The sequence below is a fragment of the Azotobacter armeniacus genome (genome assembly GCF_054779355.1).
The window spans coordinates 19641-36270 of sequence record NZ_BAAGYK010000050.1 but is presented as its reverse complement, the minus strand read 5'-3'; the positions used below and the strand labels follow the sequence as shown (position 1 = coordinate 36270).

The window sequence follows — 16630 nt, the reverse complement described above, 5'->3', positions numbered from 1 at the left end:
CGTCAAACACCACGATGGGGAAAAACGGATGAAACTGAAAAACACCTTAGGTGTCATAATTGGCTCAGCGGTCGCCGCATCTTCATTCAGCGTGCTGGCTCAAGGCCGGGGCGCAGTTGAGGTGGAAGCTTTCGCCAAGCATTACTTCAGCGACGAAAGCTCTCGTGACTTCGAGAATAGCGAGGCCGAGCTGTATGGAGCATCCATTGGTTACTTTTTGACCGATGATGTGGAGTTGGCCCTGTCGCATGGCGTCTACAGGGATGTGACCACCGATGATCCGGTGGGTAATCGGGGTCACAAGGATATCAAGGGTGAGCTGACTTCCCTCGATGCCATCTATCACTTCGGCGAGCCAGGTGTAGGCCTGCGTCCCTACGTTTCCGGCGGTTTCGCCCATCAAAGCATTGGTCAGGCCCGCGGTGGGCGCAACGAGAGCACTTACGCCAACCTCGGTGCCGGTCTGAAGTGGTACTTGACCGATATGCTTTATGCCCGGGCCGGTGTAGACGGCATGTATAACTTCGACGACGACCAAACCGAATGGCAGGCCGGCGTGGGCATCGGCCTGAACTTCGGCGGCAGTGCCGGCAAGCAAGAGCCGGCTCCGGAGCCGGTGGCTGAAGTCTGTCCCGACGCCGACAACGACGGTGTCTGCGATAATGTCGATCGTTGCCCGGATACCCCCGCCAACGCCACCGTCGATGCCGATGGCTGCACCGCTGTCGCAGAAGTGGTTCGTGTCGAACTGGACGTCAAGTTCGACTTCGACAAGACGCAGGTCAAGGAAGAAAGTTACGCCGATATCAAGAACCTGGCTGACTTCATGAACCAGTACCCGCAGACCATCACCACCGTGGAAGGTCACACCGACTCCGTCGGTCCGGACGCCTACAACCAGAAGCTGTCCGAACGTCGCGCCAATGCAGTGCGTGACGTTCTGGTCAACGAGTACGGCGTGCAAGGTAACCGCGTGGACTCCGTGGGCTACGGCGAATCCCGCCCGGTGGCCGACAACGCTACCGAGTCCGGCCGTGCGATCAACCGCCGAGTGGAAGCGGAAGTGGAAGCTCAAGCCCAGTAATTCCGCCAGAGCTTCAAAAAACCCGGCATTGCCGGGTTTTTTTTCTACGAAAAAGAAGGGGGACAAGCTAGCCCTTTGGTTTTAGCGTCAACCGAGCATCAGGCCTGAGCCCAAGAGGGGCTCAATCTGGCTTTCGACGGGCTCGAGACGCTCAGGCACTTCGAGCCGTGAGTAAAGGCTGGGCGACTGCGGCGACCTCGCCGATCACCAGTATCGCCGGGCTTTTCAGGCGGAAAGTGGCGGCATCCTGTTGCATGGCGCCGAGGCTGCTGCGGCATTCGCGCTGCTGCGGCAGGGAAGCATTCTCGATCATTGCTACCGGCATGTCGGAGCGCATACCGCCAGCCAACAGGCCGTCGCGGATGTCGGCTAGCTTGGCTACGCCCATGTAGATGACCAGAGTAGTGCCGCCTTGGGCCAAAGCCTGCCAGTTGAGGCTGTTGTCGTCCTGGGTGTGGGCGGTGACCAAAGTCACACCACGGGCGACGCCGCGCAGGGTCAGGGGAATGCCGCACTGGGTGGCGCCAGCCAGACCCGCAGTGATGCCGTTGACGATTTCCGTGGTGATGCCGTGTCTGGCCAGCCAGTCGGCTTCCTCGCTGCCTCGACCGAAGATGCACGGGTCGCCGCCCTTCAGGCGTGCCACGCTCTTGCCCTGGCGGGCATAGCGCAGCATCAGGCGGTGGATGAAGTCCTGCGGCGTGGAGCGGCAGCCGCCGCGCTTGCCGACGCGGATGACGCGGGCCTGCGAGCAGTGTTCGAGCACATCCGGATTGACCAGGTCGTCGATCAGCACCACTTCGGCCTCGCCGAGGGCACGCACGGCCTTGAGGGTCAGCAGTTCCGGGTCGCCGGGGCCGGCACCGATCAGCCAGACTTTTGCGCTCATGTTCCACCTCTCTTGTATCGCTCTTGCAGGGTGAGTCAGACCGAGGGTCGCAACCCGCCAACCGGCTGTGAGGCCGGCAATGGCGATGCCTGTCGGCATCGTTGGTGGATTACGCCGCACCCTACGGTTTGTGTCAGGCCTTGGCCGCCACCGGCTGCGCCAGCAGCCGCTTGATTTCCGGTACACAGGAGCCGCAGCTGGTGCCGCAGCGCAGTTCCTGCTTGAGGCCGTCGAGGTCGAGGCCGCTTTCGATGCCAGCGCGGATTGCCGCTTCGCTGACGTTCATGCAGCTGCACATCGTCTTGCCTTTGCTCGCGCCGGCATTGCCCGGCGCCGTGCTGAGCGGGGCGAGCAGCCAGCGACGCAGTTCGGCATCGGCCTTGCCCTCGCTCCACAGCGCCTTGAGCCAGTCGCGCGCCGCGGTTTCACCGGCCAGGCGGAGGGCAGTGATGCGGCCGTCCTCGATGCGCACGCGCTTGCCCACGGTGCGGCGGGGGTCGTCGTAGGCCAGTACCGGGCCCTGGTCCAGACCGAGCAGCACGTCGATTCTGGCCAGCAGGGCAGCTTCGGGCGGCACGGCGCTGGCGGCCTTGACCAACAGGGCCGGGCGCTCGCGGCCGGTAAGAGTCAGGCTGGCGTAGGCGAAGTCCTCCAGCAGTGGACGCAGCTCGGCGAAGCGCTGCTGCACATCGCCCTCGACCAGGGCGAACAGCTGCCACGGCAGTTCGGCCCTCTCCACCTCGACCCCGGCGTGCTTGAGTTCGGGCTGCCTGGACAGCGGGTCCAGTGCGGGCAGGGTCAGCACGTTGGTGCCCAGGCCCTTGAGGAAGCGGTCGCCCCAGTGCATCGGTAGGAAGGCCTGGCCGGGACGCACGGACTCGTCGGCCTGTACCGGCAGGATCAGGCTGCCGCGGCGGCTGCGCAACTTGATCAGGTCGCCGCTGGCGAGGCGCCGGCGGCGCAGCTCGTCCGGATGCAGGCTGAGCGTGGCCTCCTCGACGTGACCGAACAACTGGGCGACGGTGCCGGTGCGGCTCATGCCGTGCCAGTGGTCGCGCAGGCGGCCGGTGTTGAGGATCAGGGGATAGCGCGCCTCGCGCTTTTCCTGGGGGGCACGAAACGGATCGGCATGGAAGCGGGCGCGACCGCTGGCAGTGGGGAACACCCCGTCGGTATACAGGCGCGGCGTGCCGCCGGTGGCGCCGGCCGGGAACGGCCACTGCTGCGGGCCGAGGTCGTCGATCAGGGCATGGCTGAGGCCGGACAGGTCGAGGTCGCGGCCGGCGGTGAGCTGCTTGTATTCCTCGAACAGTGCGGCGGGGTTGGCGAAGTCGAACAGGCTGGGCTGACCCGGGCGCAGATGCTGTTCCAGGCGGCGGGCGAAGTCGCAGGTGATCGCCCAGTCCGCTCGCGCCTCGCTCGGTGCCGGCACGGCGCGGCGCACATGGCTGACGCGCCGCTCGGAATTGGTCACGCTGCCTTCCTTCTCGCCCCAGCCGGCGGCGGGGAGCAGCAGGTCGGCATAGCGGCAGGTCTCGGTGGTGGCGTAGGCCTCCTGCAGCACCACGAAGGGGCAGGTGGCCAGCGCCTCATGAATCCGGCTCTGATCCGGCAGGGACTGTGCCGGGTTGGTGCAGGCGATCCACAGTGCCTTGATCTTGCCTTCGCGCACCGCCTCGAACAGCTCGATGGCAGTCAGGCCGGGAGTCTCCGGCAGGTTGTCGACGCGCCAGTAGTCGGCGACCTCCATGCGGTGCTCGGCATTGCCGGCCTCGCGGTGGCCGGGCAGCAGGTTGGACAAACTGCCGGTCTCGCGCCCGCCCATGGCGTTGGGCTGGCCGGTGAGGGAGAAGGGGCCGGCGCCGGGCTTGCCGATCTGCCCGGTGGCCAAGTGCAGGTTGATCAGCGCACTGTTCTTGGCGCTGCCGCTGCTGGACTGGTTAAGGCCCATGCACCATAGCGACAGGAAACTGGGCGCCTTGCCGATCAGTTCGGCGCAAGCCTGCAGGCTGTCCACGGAAATGCCGCAGATGTCCGCCACTGCCGCCGGGCTGTAGTCGCGCACCAGCTTCTTCAGTTCGTCGAAGCCTTCGGTGTGGGCGTCAATGTAGGCGCGGTCGATCCAGTCCTCCCACAGCAGGATGTGCAGGATGCCGTGGAGCAGCGCCACGTCGGTGCCCGGCAGGATCGCCAGGTGCAGATCGGCCAGCTCGCAGGTGTCGGTGCGCCGCGGGTCGATCACGATGATCTGCATTTCCGGGCGGCGTGCCTTGGCTGCTTCCAGGCGGCGGAACAGCACCGGGTGGGCATAGGCCATGTTGCTGCCGGCGATCAGCAGGCAGTCGCTTTGTTCCATGTCCTCGTAGGAGCAGGGCGGGGCGTCAGCGCCCAAGCTGCGCTTGTAGCCGACCACTGCCGAGGACATGCACAGTCGCGAATTGCTGTCGATGTTGTTGGTGCCCACCAACGCCCGCGCCAGCTTGTTGAAGGCGTAGTAGTCCTCGGTCAGCAACTGCCCGGAGATGTAGAAGGCCACGCTGTCCGGACCATGCTCGCGGATGGTTTCGGCGAACACTGAGGCCGCATGATCCAGTGCGCTGTCCCAGTCGGTGCGCGCACGGACCAGGTCCTTGCCCAGGCGCAGCTCCGGATGGAGCGCACGGGCGGCCAGGTCGCCGGTCAGGTGCAGGGTCGAGCCCTTGCTGCACAGCCGGCCGAAGTTGGCCGGGTGCTGCGGGTCGCCCTGCACGCTGCTGATGCGCTCGCCGTCGTGCTCGATCAGCACGCCGCAGCCGACGCCGCAGTAGCAGCAGGTGGAGGCGGTGGTCTGGGTCGGCCGGGTCATGGCAGTCGCTCCGTGTTGTTTGGGGTCGTAGGGTGGACAATGCTTTGCTTGCCCAGCGGTTCAGTGGTGTCGTTGCTGGAAAAGCCTGCGGCGTTTTCCACCCTACGGGGTCAGGCGCAGTCTTTCAGGGACTTCAGGGCCAGCAGCACGCGGCCATCCTCGACCTTGACCGGGTGCTTGTGCGAGCAGCCTACATCCGGCTCCAGGGCCTCGCCGCTTGCCAGGTCGATCTGCCAGTTGTGCAGCGGGCAGGCGACGCGCTTGCCATAGATCAGTCCCTGCGACAGCGGCCCGCCCTTGTGCGGGCAGCGGTCGTCGAGGGCGAACACCTCGTCGCTTGCGGTACGGAAGATGGCGATGTCGCCCTTGGGGCCGGCGACGATGCGTGCGCCGAGCACGTTGATCTCTTCCAGTGCGCAGATATCCAGCCAATTCATCGGTATTCCTCGCTCAATTCATTGCAGGTTTGCTGCAGGAGCGGATCCATCGGCGCCTGGCGCAGCACTCGCAATTCGCTCCGGCGGATGGGCCTCGCCCGTCAGACGGTTTCCAGTTCCCTGACCGGGATGCGCTCGAATTCCTTCTTCAGCGCAGGGGTTTCGATCTGTTGCTGCCACGGGTCCTGCTCGAAGGACAGGGCGAACAGCAGGCGCTGGTGCAGGGCCTTGCGCCGCTCCTCGTCTTCCAGTACGGCCTGTTTGATGTGTTCCAGGCCGACGCGGTGCATGTAGTGCACGGTGCGCTCCAGGTAGAAGGCCTCCTCGCGGTAGAGCTGAAGGAAGGCCAGGCTGTATTCCATGACTTCCTCGGCGGTCCTGACCTTGACGAAGAACTCGCCGGCCTCGGTCTTGATGCCGCCGTTGCCGCCGATGTACAGCTCCCAGCCCGAATCCACGCCGATGATGCCGACGTCCTTGATCCCCGATTCGGCGCAGTTGCGCGGGCAGCCGGAAACCGCCAGCTTGACCTTGTGCGGCGACCACATGCCGAACAGTGCGTGCTCCAGGTCGATGCCCATCTGCGTCGAGTTCTGGGTGCCGAAGCGGCAGAACTCGCTGCCGACGCAGGTCTTCACGGTGCGGATGGACTTGCCATAGGCGTGGCCGGAGGGCATGTCCAGGTCCTTCCAGACGCTCGGCAAATCTTCCTTCTTCACGCCCAGCAGGTCGATGCGCTGGCCGCCGGTGACCTTGACCATGGGCACGCTGTACTTCTCGGCCACGTCGGCAATGCGGCGTAGCTCGGAGGGGGTGGTCACGCCGCCCCACATACGTGGCACCACCGAGAAGGTGCCGTCCTTCTGGATGTTGGCGTGGGCGCGCTCGTTGATCAGACGCGACTGTGGATCGTCCTTGGCCTCGCCCGGCCAGGTGGAGATCAGGTAGTAGTTCAGTGCCGGGCGGCAGGTGGCGCAGCCGTTGGGGGTGCGCCATTCCAAGGCCTTCATGGCCTCACCCAGGCCGGTCAGGTGCTGCTCGCGAATCGCCTGGCGTACTTGGCCGTGGTTGAGATCGGTGCAGCCGCACACCGGCTTCTCGCTCTTGGGCTTGACATCCGCGGCGCCGCCGACGGTGTTGATCAGGATCTGCTCGACCAGACCGGCACAGGAGCCGCAGGAGCTGGCCGCCTTGGTGTGCTTCTTCACCTCGTCCACGGAAAGCAGTCCGTTTTCCTGGATCGCCTTGACGATGGTGCTCTTGCACACGCCGTTGCAGCCACAGACCTCCAGCTCGTCGCTCATCGCCATGGCCTTGTCCTGGCCCTGATGGCCGGCATCGCCGAGGGCGTTCTCGCCGAACATCAGGAGGTCGCGGATCTCGGCGACGTTGTGGTTCTCGCGGATCTGGCGGAAGTACCAGCCGCCGTCGGCGGTGTCGCCGTACAGGCAGGCGCCGACCAGCACGTCGTCCTTGACCACCAGTTTCTTGTAGACGCCACCGATGGGGTCGGAGAGGGTGATGGTCTCGGTGCCTTCCTCGCCCATGAAGTCGCCGGCGGAGAACAGATCGATGCCGGTGACCTTGAGCTTGGTGGAGGTCACCGAGCCTTCGTAGCAGGCGTTGCCGAGCTGGGCCAGGTGGTCGGCGCAGACTCGAGCCTGTTCGAACAGCGGCGCCACCAGACCATAGGCGATGCCTCGGTGGTTGGCGCATTCGCCGACGGCATAAATGGCCGGGTCGGAGGTCTGCAGGCTGTCGTCGACCTGGATGCCGCGGTTGCAGGCCAGGCCCGCGCGCTCGGCCAGTTCGGCGTTGGGACGGATGCCGGCGGCCATCACCACCAGGTCGGCGGGAGTCTCCTCGCCGTCGCTGAAGCGTGCAGCGGCGACCCGGCCCTGGTCGTCGTCGAGCAGGGCAGCGGTGTTGGTGTTCAGACGGAACTTGATGCCGCGTGCTTCCAGGGCACGCTGCAGCAGCTTGCCGGCGGTCTTGTCCAACTGGCGGTCGAGCAGCCAGTCGCCGAGGTGCACCACGGTCACCTCCATGCCGCGCAGCTTGAGGCCGTTGGCCGCTTCCAGGCCGAGCAGGCCGCCGCCGATCACCAGCGCGTGGCGGTGGGTCCGGGCGGTTTTCATCATCATCTGGGTGTCGGCGATGTCGCGGTAGCCGATCACGCCCTGCAGATCCTTGCCGGGGATCGGCAGGATGAAGGGGGTGGAGCCGGTGGCGACGAGCAGGCGATCGTACTCGGTCACGCTGCCGTCTTCGGCGATTACCTGGCGATTCTGCCGGTCGATGTCGACCACTTTGCAGCCAATGCGCAAGTCGATGCCGTTGTCCCGGTACCAGTCCAGATCGTTGAGGATGATCTCCTCGAAGGTCTGTTCGCCGGCCAGCACCGGAGAGAGCAGGATGCGGTTGTAGTTCGGGTGTGGTTCGGCGCCGAACACCGTGATCTCGTAGAGATCGGGGGCGAGCTTGAGCAATTCTTCCAGAGTGCGTACGCCGGCCATGCCGTTGCCGATCATCACCAGCTTGAGTTTTTCCATCGCTCTTCTCCGTTACGGAAAGCGGAAAACAAAAAAGGCGTCCCGCCGGTTATCCAGCGAGGACGCCTTTGTCCATTCCCGTTCTGTCGGGAAGCACTGCCCTCCACGTTGAAGGCAGTGCCATGTAATCTGTTGAGCATTTTCAAAGCAGGAAATATGCCAATTCCATGTGCTGCTGATTTACAAGGGGTTTTCCGAGTTCAAGTCTGGTTTGATCCATTTGATCGTGCATGTTTTTGGGGCATTTTGCTCGCTTTTAGTGCTTTAAGGGTTAGCGGGTGGCGACCAGCAGGGCGAACAGCGCCAGATTGAGCAGCAGGGAGAGCAGGGCGATGCCGCGCCAGACCTTCAGCGGCTCGCACTCCAGCCAGGGACGGAGACGCAGCTCCTGGGGTCGCCGCTCGCCCTGTTCCAGCTCGAGCAGCCATTCCTCGGCGGTTTCGAAGCGTTGCTGTGGATCGGCAACCAGCGCCCGGCGCAGGCTTTCGTCGAGCCAGGCGGGCAGGTCCGGACGGTAGCGGCTGGCCGGGGTCGGCGTGCCGAAGCGCGGATGCTGGAAGGCTTCGATCTCACCGTAGGGATAGTGGCCGGTGAGCAGGACATAGAGGGTAACGCCGGCGGCATAGAGATCCTGGCGGGCGTCGGGCGCGGCGCCGGCAAAGGCTTCCGGAGCAATGTAGCTGGGCGTGCCGGGCAGGCTGTGGGCCTCGTCGCGGGACAGACCCGGACAGTAGGCCAGGCCGAAGTCGAGCAGACGCAGCTCGCCGTCCTCGCCCCACAGCAGGTTCTCCGGCTTGATGTCGCGGTGCAGGATGTTGCGCCGATGCAGCATGCCGAGGGCACGCAGCAGGCGGGGTGCGAGGTCCAGCCACTGGGCCAGCGCCAGCGGGCCGTGCGCGTTCAGGTGCTCGGCCAGGGTGCGGCCGGGATATTCCCGCTGCACGTAATAGAGGTGCTGGCGCTGTGATAACAGGGCGACCTCGGGAAAATAGCGGCCCGCTACCCGGCGCAGGAACCATTCCTCCTGCAGTAGGGCCTGGCCGGCCTCGACCTCGTTACTCCGGGCTGGCGGCAGGGTCTTCAGCAGCCAGCGGCGGTCATGGCTGTCGTGTACCCGGTAGACCAGGGACTGGCGCGACTCGGCCAGCAGGCCGTCGACCCGCCAGCCCTCGAACAGTTGGCCCTCGCGCAGCGCGGGTGGCGGTGGCCAGTGCTGCAGCTGCGCTAGGTTATCGGCCAGCGAGCCTTCCGGTAGGCGCTCGACGCGCAGCAGCAGGGCACTGGCATTGTCCGGGCTGCCGGCCAGGTGGGCAGCGCGCACCAGCGCCCGGGCCGCGGCCGGCAGATCGTGCTCATCGGCGAGAAGGCGGCGAATGCCCGGATCGCCGAGGGCTGCCCAGACACCATCGCTGACCAGCAGGAAGGCGTCGCCCTCCTGCAGGTCGCCATCCCGATAGTCGACCAGCAGATGCTGGTCCAGGCCCAAGGCGCGCTTGAGCACATGGCGCATCTCGGGCTGTTCCCAGACATGCTCTTCGGTCAGCCGTTCCAACTGCCCGTCGCGCCAGCGATAGGCCCGGCAGTCGCCGACATGGGCGAGGGTGAAACGCCGCCCGCGCAGGACTAGCGCGGTGAGGGTGGTGAGCAGCGGCTGACCGCCGCCGTTGGCCTGCAGCCAGCGGTTCTGCGCCAGCAGCAGGCGATCCAGCGCCTGTGCCACCGCCCAGGTTTCCGGGGTGGCGTAGTAGTCCATGGCCAGGGCCTGCAGGGTGGTACGCGCCGCCAGACCACCGTCGGCGCATTGGCTGACGCCGTCGGCCAGGGCGAACAGGTAGCCCTTGCTCGCCGCCAGGGTCGGCGCCGGGGTGACCACGCGGAGGGCGTCCTGGTTTTCCGGGCGGGGGCCGGCGGCGCTTGCTTCGCCGATGCTGAGTTGCAGGGGCATGGGCGACCTCCTGGGCTGGTATCGAAGTGCAAGGCGGCCGGATGCGAAAAAGGCTCCCACGCGGGGGAGCGTAGGAGCCATCGGTCCGTAGGGTGGTGTTGAGCGCAGCGATATTCATCGTTCGCTGCGCCCTGGCCAGATCAGACCCGTGCGGCGGTCACCGCGGCGCTGCCCCAGGTGGTGCGCCAGCGCTTCTTCACCCCGTGCAGGCCGAACCAGGCGACCACAGCCAGGCCGGCGAACAGCCACAGGCCGAGCTGGTAATCGCCGGTGGACTGCTTGATGGTGCCGAGCCCGGCAGTCAGAGCGAAGCCGCCGATGCCACCGGCCATGCCGATCAGCCCAGTCATCACCCCAATTTCCTTGCGAAAGCGCTGCGGCACCAGCTGGAATACCGCGCCGTTGCCGGCGCCCAGGCTGAGCATGGCGACCACGAACAGGGCCAGCGCGGCAGTCGAGCTGGGCAGGTTGAAGCCGACTACGGCAATGCACAGGGCGGCCAGGGTGTACATCATCAGCAGCGAGCGGATACCGCCGATGCGGTCGGCCAGGGCGCCGCCGAGTGGGCGCAGCAGGCTGCCGGCGAACACGCAGGCAGCGGTATAGTAGCCGGCCTTTACCGGGTCGAAGCCGTACTGATCGTGGAAGTAGCCGGGCAGGGTGCTGGCCAGGCCGAGGAAGCCGCCGAAGGTCACGCTGTAGAACAGCATGAACCACCAACTGTCGCGGTCGGCGAGGGCCTTCAGGTAGTCGGCGACGGCCTTGGGCTGCGGGCGTTCCGGAGCGTTCTTGGCACAGGCGGCGAAGATGATCAGGGTCAGCACCAGCGGGATCAGTGCCAGGCCGAACACGTTGTTCCAGCCGAAGGCAGCAGCCAGTCCGGGGGCGAACAGGGCGGCGAGCACCGTGCCGGAGTTGCCGGCGCCGGCGATGCCCATGGCTTTGCCCTGGTGTTGCGGCGGATACCACTGCGAGGCCAGCGGCAGGGCCACGGCGAAGGAGGCACCGGCGATGCCGAGGAACAGGCCGAGCAGCAGGGCCTGCGCGTAGCTGTGGATGCCCATGATCCAGGCCACCGCCAGGGCGACGATGACGATCACCTGACCGAGGATGCCGGCGCTCTTCGGCGAGCTGCGGTCGGCCAGCAGGCCCATCAGGAAGCGCAGCACGGCGCCGGAGAGGATCGGCGTGGCGACCATCAGGGCGCGCTGCTGGGTGGTCAGCCCGAGGTCGGTGGCGATCTGCACGCCCAGCGGGCCGAGCACGTACCAGATCATGAAGCTCAGGTCGAAATAGAGGAATGCGGCGAACAGCGTGGGGGTGTGGCCGGCCTTCCAGAAACTCGTATTCATCGAACACCTCATCGGTGGCAAGAAACTCCGGTGGGTTGGCAGGCGAGGCGCATGCCTGGACCGGAGCCACAACAGGTTGAAAAGGGGCGGGCCACGAGGGCCTTCGTTCACCGCCCCAGGCGCTGGGGCCGAAACGCAAAAGGCGCCACACCACTACTCGCCTGAGCGAGGTGATGCGACGCCTTTGTCGTTCAACAGGCAACCGCCGTTGGCTGCCCTGTGGAAATTGTGAAAGCAGGGAGTGTGCCAAAATCCGGAAAGCCCTGTCGTTCCTGCGCCGGGGAGCGCCAAAGCCCCTTTTGCTGTGGGGGTTTTTTGAGTCAAAAGAGGGCGTATTCGAGTTTGGATGCGCCGCAATGGGGCGAGCCTGGTCTTGTGGAGCGTCTGCATTCGGGCCATCCACCACAGCTCCCCCCTCAAGATTCGACGAAATTTTGAGAGTTGTCGGAAAAGAGCTGTGCTCTGGTTAAATATACGGTCCGCCGAATTCTCTGTTGGAGCGCTTCATGCCGCGCATCGCCACCCTGACCCTCAACCCCGCGGTGGATGTCTCCACGAGCATCGCGCGCCTTGCGCCGACCAGCAAGCTGCGCTGCAGCCTGCCGCGCTATGAGCCGGGCGGCGGCGGTATCAATGTGGCACGGGTGGTCCAGAACCTTGGCGGCGACACTGTGGCGGTCTATCCGGCCGGCGGTCCGTTCGGCGAGATGCTGCAGCGTGCGCTGGAGGGGCTAGGCCTACCTCAGCTACGGGTACCGATCATCGGCGATACCCGCGAAAGCTTCAGTGTGGATGAGGGCGAAACCGGCCTGCAGTACCGCTTCGTCCTGCCCGGACCGGTCCTGACCCTGGCGGAGCGGCAAAGTTGCCTGGAGGCCATCGCTGCGCTCGCACCGGCGCCGTCCTATGTGGTCGTCAGTGGCAGCTTTCCACCCGGCATGGAGCTGGCCTTCCACAACGAGATCACGGACTTGGCGCGGCGCATGGGCGCGAAGCTAGTGCTCGACTACTCGGGAGAGGCCCTGCACCATGCGGTGGAGTGCGGCGGCATCCATCTGCTCAAGCCGAGCCTGAACGAGCTTTCCACGCTGGTGGGCCGGCAGCTGGACAATGAAGCCGAACAGGAGTCGGCGGTGCGCGGGCTGGTCGAGCAGGGCGCCGTGGAGATCGTCGTTCTGTCCCGCGGTGCCGCAGGCGCGCTGCTGGCGAGCCGGGAGGGGGTGGAGCGCTTCCACGCCTTCGAGGTGCCGTTGTGCAGCGCGGTGGGCGCCGGCGACAGCGTGGTCGGCGCCACGGTGCTCGCCCTGAGCCACGGCTGGAGCCTGCATGATGCGGTGCGCTACGGGATGGCCGCCGCTGCCGCGACCCTCATGCGTCCGGGGACCGGGTTGTGCCGGGCGGAGGATGTGGAAAGGCTGTTCCGGGAGGAGTGAGCCGAGCCCAAGCCTTTTTCATCGGATGGCAAGACAGGCGCTCAGGGTCGCGAAGTCCGATCGCCGATCCACCTGCGCGGTCATGCACTGCTCTTGCAGCTGCCGCAGGCACTGCTGGCGCACGGGCTGCTCGTCCGCCGGCAGGCTGGTCAGGCGGTTGCCCGAGAGATTGAGGATTTCCAGACTGTCCGCCAGAGCGAAGATTTCGTCGGGGAGTTCATGCAGGTCGGCGGAGAGATCCAGGCGCGTGCTGCCGGCCAGTTGTTCGAGGATGGACATGGGCAGTTGGACATTTGGTTTTTGGTCGGGCAAGAGGTGTGGGGCGGGTGGCCGGTCACGCTGAAGGCAACGGATAGACAGCCCCGTCGCTGGACAGGGCTGATCTGGCTCAGTGGCTGGCGTCGACCTTGCGTGCCTTCTCCGGTGCGGCTTCGAGCAGGCTGTCAGCACGGAACATGGCCTTGATGCCGCGGATCGCCTGGCGGGTGCGGTCGAGGTTCTCGATCAGGGCGAAGCGTACATGGTCGTCGCCGTAGTCGCCGAAGCCCAGCCCTGGCGAGACGCAGACCTTGGCCTCGGCCAGGAGCTTCTTGGCGAACTCCAGAGAACCGAGATGGGCGTAGGCTTCGGGGATCTTCGCCCAGATGTACATGGAGGCCTTGGGCTTCTCCACCTTCCAACCGATCTCGTGCAGGCCCTTGACCAGCAGGTTGCGCCGCTCGCGGTATTGCTCGGCGATGTCGCGCACGCATTGCTGGTCGCCTTCCAGGGCGGCAATGGCCGCCACCTGCAGCGGGGTGAAGGTGCCGTAGTCATGGTAGCTCTTGATCCGCGCCAGGGCGCCGACCAGTTCGGCATTGCCAACCATGAAGCCGATGCGCCAGCCGGCCATGTTGTAGCTCTTCGACAGGGTGAAGAACTCCACGGCGATGTCCTTGGCGCCCGGCACCTGCATGATCGACGGCGCCTTCCAGCCATCGTATACGATGTCGGCGTAGGCCAGGTCATGCACCACGAGGATGTCGTACTGCTTGGCCAGGGCCACCACACGCTCGAAGAAGTCCAGCTCCACGCACTGGGCGGTGGGGTTGGAGGGAAAACCCAGGATCATCATCTTCGGCTTGGGAATCGCCTCGCGAATCGCCCGCTCCAGCTCGGCGAAGAAATCCACACCGGGCACCAGCGGCACCGAGCGCACCTGAGCGCCGGCGATCACCGCACCGTAGATGTGGATCGGGTAGCTGGGATTGGGCACCAGCACGGTGTCGCCGTGGTCGAGGGTGGCCAGCATCAGGTGCGCCAGGCCCTCCTTGGAGCCGATGGTGACGATAGCCTCGCTGTCCGGGTTTATCTCCACAGCGTAGCGCTCCTGGTACCAGCGCGATATGGCACGGCGCAGGCGCGGGATGCCGCGGGAGGTGGAGTAGCCATGGGTATCCTCGCGCCGGGCGACCTGCACCAGTTTCTCGACGATATGCGGCGGGGTGGCGCCGTCGGGGTTGCCCATGCTGAAGTCGATGATGTCCTCGCCACGGCGGCGGGCGGCCATCTTCAGTTCGGCGGTGATGTTGAATACGTAGGGGGGGAGACGATCGATGCGCGCGAAGCGGCGCCCTGAATGGGAGTCGGTCATGTTTGCCTCGGATACGTAAGCGCCCGGAACCGTCCGAGCGACGTTGGCCAGTGCGCTGGCCTGCGTGCGGAACATACGCGGGTGGCCAGCAAGCTGGCAAGCCTGACTTTGTGATGAATGAGTGGGGGTGCGCGGCTGGCGCCGCAATGCAATCGAAGCTGGGTTTCGGCACGGGCGTTTTGGTAGATTTCCCCCGCATTCTCAACAAAGGTGAAATCCATGAAACCAGTCAGCAGCAGGTCATCCACGCAGCGCTCGTCCGGCAGCGAATTTCTCGAAACCCGGTTCGGCAGCAAGGTGCTCAACGTCACGGTCACCATGAAGCCGGACCGGCTGGTGGCCGAGCAGATGATGCCCGAGGGCGACGAGGTGCAGGTGGCAATGCTGCAGAATCCGTTCGCGGTGACCCGCGACCTGACTAACCTCTTGAGCGCAGCGAAATCGGACGATTCGCTGGTGATCGTCTGTGCCAACGACAAGATCTACCGGGCGGGCCTGAAATTCCTCGGCCTGGCCTGATGGCGAGCGAGGGCAGGGGCTGTCTGCTCCCCTCAGCTGCCCAGCATGTCGTGCATGGCGATGACCTGTTCGGCGACCTGGATCAGCTTCTGCTGGCGGCTCATGGCCTGGCGGCGCATCAGGGTGTAGGCCTCTTCCTCGTTGCAGCTCTTCATCTTCATCAGCAGGCCCTTGGCCAGTTCGATGCGCTTGCGCTCGGCCAGCTGCGCCTCGCGGGCCTGCAGCTGGGCACGCAGGGCCTGATCGCTCTCGAAGCGGGCCATGGCCACGTCGAGGATTGGCTGCAGGCGTTGGGTCTGGATGCCTTCGACGATGTAGGCGCTGACCCCGGCCTGAATGGCCTGGCGCATCACCTTCGGATCGTGCTCGTCGGTGAACATGACGATCGGCCGCGGTTGGTCGCGGCTGACCAGCACTACTTGTTCCATCACGTCGCGGCCGGGCGACTCGGTGTCGATGAGGACTACGTCGGGGCGTACGGCCTCGACCCGCGCCGGCAGGTCGATGGTCAGGCCGGATTCATCGATGACCTCGAAGCCGGCTTCGACCAGGGCGCTTCTCAGACGGCCGACCTTCTTCGGTGTGTCGTTGATCAGGAGGATGCGCAGCATGGGGATGTTCCTTGGTCATCGGCCGAGGATGATTGCGCCTCGCTCAGCGCGTGGAGGGCAAAGCTGCGGGCGTAGGCCGCAGGATCGGAGCCGTCCCAGCGCTTGCCGTCCAGCAGGGTGACGCTGCGCATGGGCGAGGCGGGCTGCGGGATGCCGAGGGCGGCGGCGGCGTCGCGATACAGCTCGAGCTGCTGCACCTGGCTGGCGATGGCGAGGTAGTCGGGATCTTCGCGCAACAGCCCCCAGCGACGGAACTGGGTCATGAACCAGAGGCCGTCGGAGAGATAGGGCAGGTTGACCTCGCCGCCGCCATGGAAGCGCAGGGCATGACTATCCCGCCAGGCATGGCCGTTGCCGTCCTCGTAGTTGCCGAGAAAGCGCGCCTCGATTACCCGGCGTGGCGCAGCCACGTACTCGTCGGCGCTGATCAGCTGCGCGGTACCGGTCTTGTTCTCTTCGCTGGCGTCGATGAAGCGGCTCGCCTCCAGCACAGCCATGACCAAGGCACGGGCGGTGTTGGGGTACTGTTCGACGAAGGCGCGGGTGCAGCCGAGGACCTTCTCCGGATGGTCCGGCCAGATCGACTGGCTGGTGGCGATGGTGAAGCCCATGCCCTGGTCTATGGCGTGGGCCCCCCAGGGTTCGCCGGCACAGAAACCGTCGATGCGGCCGGCGCGCAGGTGTTCGACCATCTGTGGCGGCGGTATTACCAGGGTGTTCACGTCCTCGAGAGGATGGATGCCCAGGCTGGCGAGCCAATAGTAGAGCCAGAGAGCATGGGTACCGGTGGGAAAGGTCTGGGCCAGGGTGAGTTTTGCACTGCTTCGGTGCACATGCTGGGCCAGTGTCTCGCTGCTGCACACGCCAGCCTGCCGAAGCGGCGTCGACAAATTGATGCTCTGGCCGTTCTGGTTGAGGCCCATCAGCACTGCCATGTCGGTTGCCGGTGCGCCGCCGATGCCGAGCTGCATGCTGTAGATCAGTCCGTACAGCCCCTGGGCGGCGTCCAGCTCACCGCTGAGCAGCTTGTCGCGCAGGCTCGACCAGGAAACCTGGCGCTTGAGGTTGAGGCTCAGTCCGTAGGGGGCGGCGAAGCCCTGGGTGGCGGCGACGATCAGCGACGCGGAGTCGGTGAGCGGCATGAAGCCCAAGTTGATCGAGCTCTTCTCGGGGGCATCGCTGCCCGCGACCCAGGCCTGGACATCCGCTCTGGAGGTGGTTTGGTGATCTGTCATGGTGTCTTCCGGCGCTGAGCAAAAAGGCGTCGCTCGGCGGCTGCCTGGGGCAGGGCCGAAAGCGACGCCATTGTCGGTGATGGGGTCCCGCCGTT

At 65.6% G+C, this 16630-nt stretch carries 12 protein-coding genes and 1 pseudogene; 3 read left to right on the top strand and 10 right to left on the bottom strand.

Going from position 1 to position 16630, the window contains the following annotated elements; genetic code table 11:
• Nucleotides 1-28 precede the first annotated feature (28 nt).
• Nucleotides 29-1084, top strand: coding sequence for an OmpA family protein (locus tag ACYVD0_RS10780; protein WP_460426820.1), 1056 nt, complete (start codon nt 29-31; stop codon nt 1082-1084).
• A gap of 151 nt (nt 1085-1235) precedes the next feature.
• Here ACYVD0_RS10780 and cobA read toward each other — a convergent pair whose 3' ends face one another.
• The 6 genes from cobA to ACYVD0_RS10750 form a co-directional block, all read right to left on the bottom strand.
• Nucleotides 1236-1973, bottom strand: coding sequence for a uroporphyrinogen-III C-methyltransferase (cobA, locus tag ACYVD0_RS10775; RefSeq protein ID WP_460426819.1), 738 nt, complete (start codon nt 1971-1973; stop codon nt 1236-1238).
• Between the two features lie 133 nt (nt 1974-2106).
• Nucleotides 2107-4818 (bottom strand): nitrate reductase, encoded by a 2712-nt coding sequence (locus ACYVD0_RS10770; protein ID WP_460426818.1) that lies wholly within the window; start codon nt 4816-4818, stop codon nt 2107-2109.
• Nucleotides 4819-4928: 110 nt separating this feature from the next.
• Nucleotides 4929-5255, bottom strand: a complete 327-nt coding sequence (gene nirD, locus ACYVD0_RS10765) for a nitrite reductase (NAD(P)H) small subunit (protein ID WP_460426817.1) — start codon at nt 5253-5255, stop codon at nt 4929-4931.
• Nucleotides 5256-5356: 101 nt separating this feature from the next.
• Nucleotides 5357-7807 carry a nitrite/sulfite reductase domain-containing protein gene (nirB, locus tag ACYVD0_RS10760; protein ID WP_460426816.1) on the bottom strand — a complete coding sequence of 817 codons (2451 nt, stop codon included), beginning with the start codon at nt 7805-7807 and terminating at the stop codon, nt 5357-5359.
• Nucleotides 7808-8078: 271 nt separating this feature from the next.
• Nucleotides 8079-9752, bottom strand: coding sequence for a protein kinase domain-containing protein (locus tag ACYVD0_RS10755; protein WP_460426815.1), 1674 nt, complete (start codon nt 9750-9752; stop codon nt 8079-8081).
• Between the two features lie 140 nt (nt 9753-9892).
• Nucleotides 9893-11104 carry an MFS transporter gene (locus tag ACYVD0_RS10750; protein WP_460426814.1) on the bottom strand — a complete coding sequence of 404 codons (1212 nt, stop codon included), beginning with the start codon at nt 11102-11104 and terminating at the stop codon, nt 9893-9895.
• A gap of 506 nt (nt 11105-11610) precedes the next feature.
• Between ACYVD0_RS10750 and ACYVD0_RS10745 the strand changes: the two genes are divergently transcribed.
• Nucleotides 11611-12537: a 1-phosphofructokinase family hexose kinase gene (locus ACYVD0_RS10745; RefSeq protein ID WP_460426813.1), complete on the top strand. Its 927-nt coding sequence runs from the start codon at nt 11611-11613 to the stop codon at nt 12535-12537.
• A 132-nt stretch (nt 12538-12669) separates the two neighbouring features.
• Here ACYVD0_RS10745 and ACYVD0_RS10740 read toward each other — a convergent pair.
• Together ACYVD0_RS10740 and alaC are read right to left on the bottom strand one after the other, a co-directional pair.
• Nucleotides 12670-12816 (bottom strand): annotated as a pseudogene (locus tag ACYVD0_RS10740) (protein kinase); the annotation flags it as partial.
• 109 nt (nt 12817-12925) lie between these two features.
• Entirely contained in the window at nt 12926-14170 is a 1245-nt protein-coding gene (alaC, locus tag ACYVD0_RS10735; RefSeq protein WP_460426812.1) for an alanine transaminase, read from the bottom strand.
• A 219-nt stretch (nt 14171-14389) separates the two neighbouring features.
• Here alaC and ACYVD0_RS10730 point away from each other — a divergent pair, with 219 nt between their 5' ends.
• Nucleotides 14390-14689 carry a hypothetical protein gene (locus tag ACYVD0_RS10730; RefSeq protein WP_460426811.1) on the top strand — a complete coding sequence of 100 codons (300 nt, stop codon included), beginning with the start codon at nt 14390-14392 and terminating at the stop codon, nt 14687-14689.
• A gap of 32 nt (nt 14690-14721) precedes the next feature.
• On the opposite strand, the gene ACYVD0_RS10725 is transcribed toward ACYVD0_RS10730, so the two are convergent.
• Nucleotides 14722-15300, bottom strand: a complete 579-nt coding sequence (locus ACYVD0_RS10725) for an ANTAR domain-containing response regulator (RefSeq protein WP_460426810.1) — start codon at nt 15298-15300, stop codon at nt 14722-14724.
• Nucleotides 15282-16535: a CmpA/NrtA family ABC transporter substrate-binding protein gene (locus tag ACYVD0_RS10720; protein ID WP_460426809.1), complete on the bottom strand. Its 1254-nt coding sequence runs from the start codon at nt 16533-16535 to the stop codon at nt 15282-15284. Before ACYVD0_RS10720 ends, ACYVD0_RS10725 begins: the two co-directional genes overlap by 19 nt.
• Nucleotides 16536-16630 lie beyond the last annotated feature (95 nt).

Bases quoted from the DNA above. Each gene is read 5' to 3' on its own strand.
- ACYVD0_RS10780 (WP_460426820.1), top strand. From the start codon at position 29: ATGAAACTGAAAAACACCTTAGGTGTCATAATTGGCTCAGCGGTCGCC.
- cobA (WP_460426819.1), bottom strand. From the start codon at position 1,973: ATGAGCGCAAAAGTCTGGCTGATCGGTGCCGGCCCCGGCGACCCGGAA.
- ACYVD0_RS10770 (WP_460426818.1), bottom strand. From the start codon at position 4,818: ATGACCCGGCCGACCCAGACCACCGCCTCCACCTGCTGCTACTGCGGC.
- nirD (WP_460426817.1), bottom strand. From the start codon at position 5,255: ATGAATTGGCTGGATATCTGCGCACTGGAAGAGATCAACGTGCTCGGC.
- nirB (WP_460426816.1), bottom strand. From the start codon at position 7,807: ATGGAAAAACTCAAGCTGGTGATGATCGGCAACGGCATGGCCGGCGTA.
- ACYVD0_RS10755 (WP_460426815.1), bottom strand. From the start codon at position 9,752: ATGCCCCTGCAACTCAGCATCGGCGAAGCAAGCGCCGCCGGCCCCCGC.
- ACYVD0_RS10750 (WP_460426814.1), bottom strand. From the start codon at position 11,104: ATGAATACGAGTTTCTGGAAGGCCGGCCACACCCCCACGCTGTTCGCC.
- ACYVD0_RS10745 (WP_460426813.1), top strand. From the start codon at position 11,611: ATGCCGCGCATCGCCACCCTGACCCTCAACCCCGCGGTGGATGTCTCC.
- alaC (WP_460426812.1), bottom strand. From the start codon at position 14,170: ATGACCGACTCCCATTCAGGGCGCCGCTTCGCGCGCATCGATCGTCTC.
- ACYVD0_RS10730 (WP_460426811.1), top strand. From the start codon at position 14,390: ATGAAACCAGTCAGCAGCAGGTCATCCACGCAGCGCTCGTCCGGCAGC.
- ACYVD0_RS10725 (WP_460426810.1), bottom strand. From the start codon at position 15,300: ATGCTGCGCATCCTCCTGATCAACGACACACCGAAGAAGGTCGGCCGT.
- ACYVD0_RS10720 (WP_460426809.1), bottom strand. From the start codon at position 16,535: ATGACAGATCACCAAACCACCTCCAGAGCGGATGTCCAGGCCTGGGTC.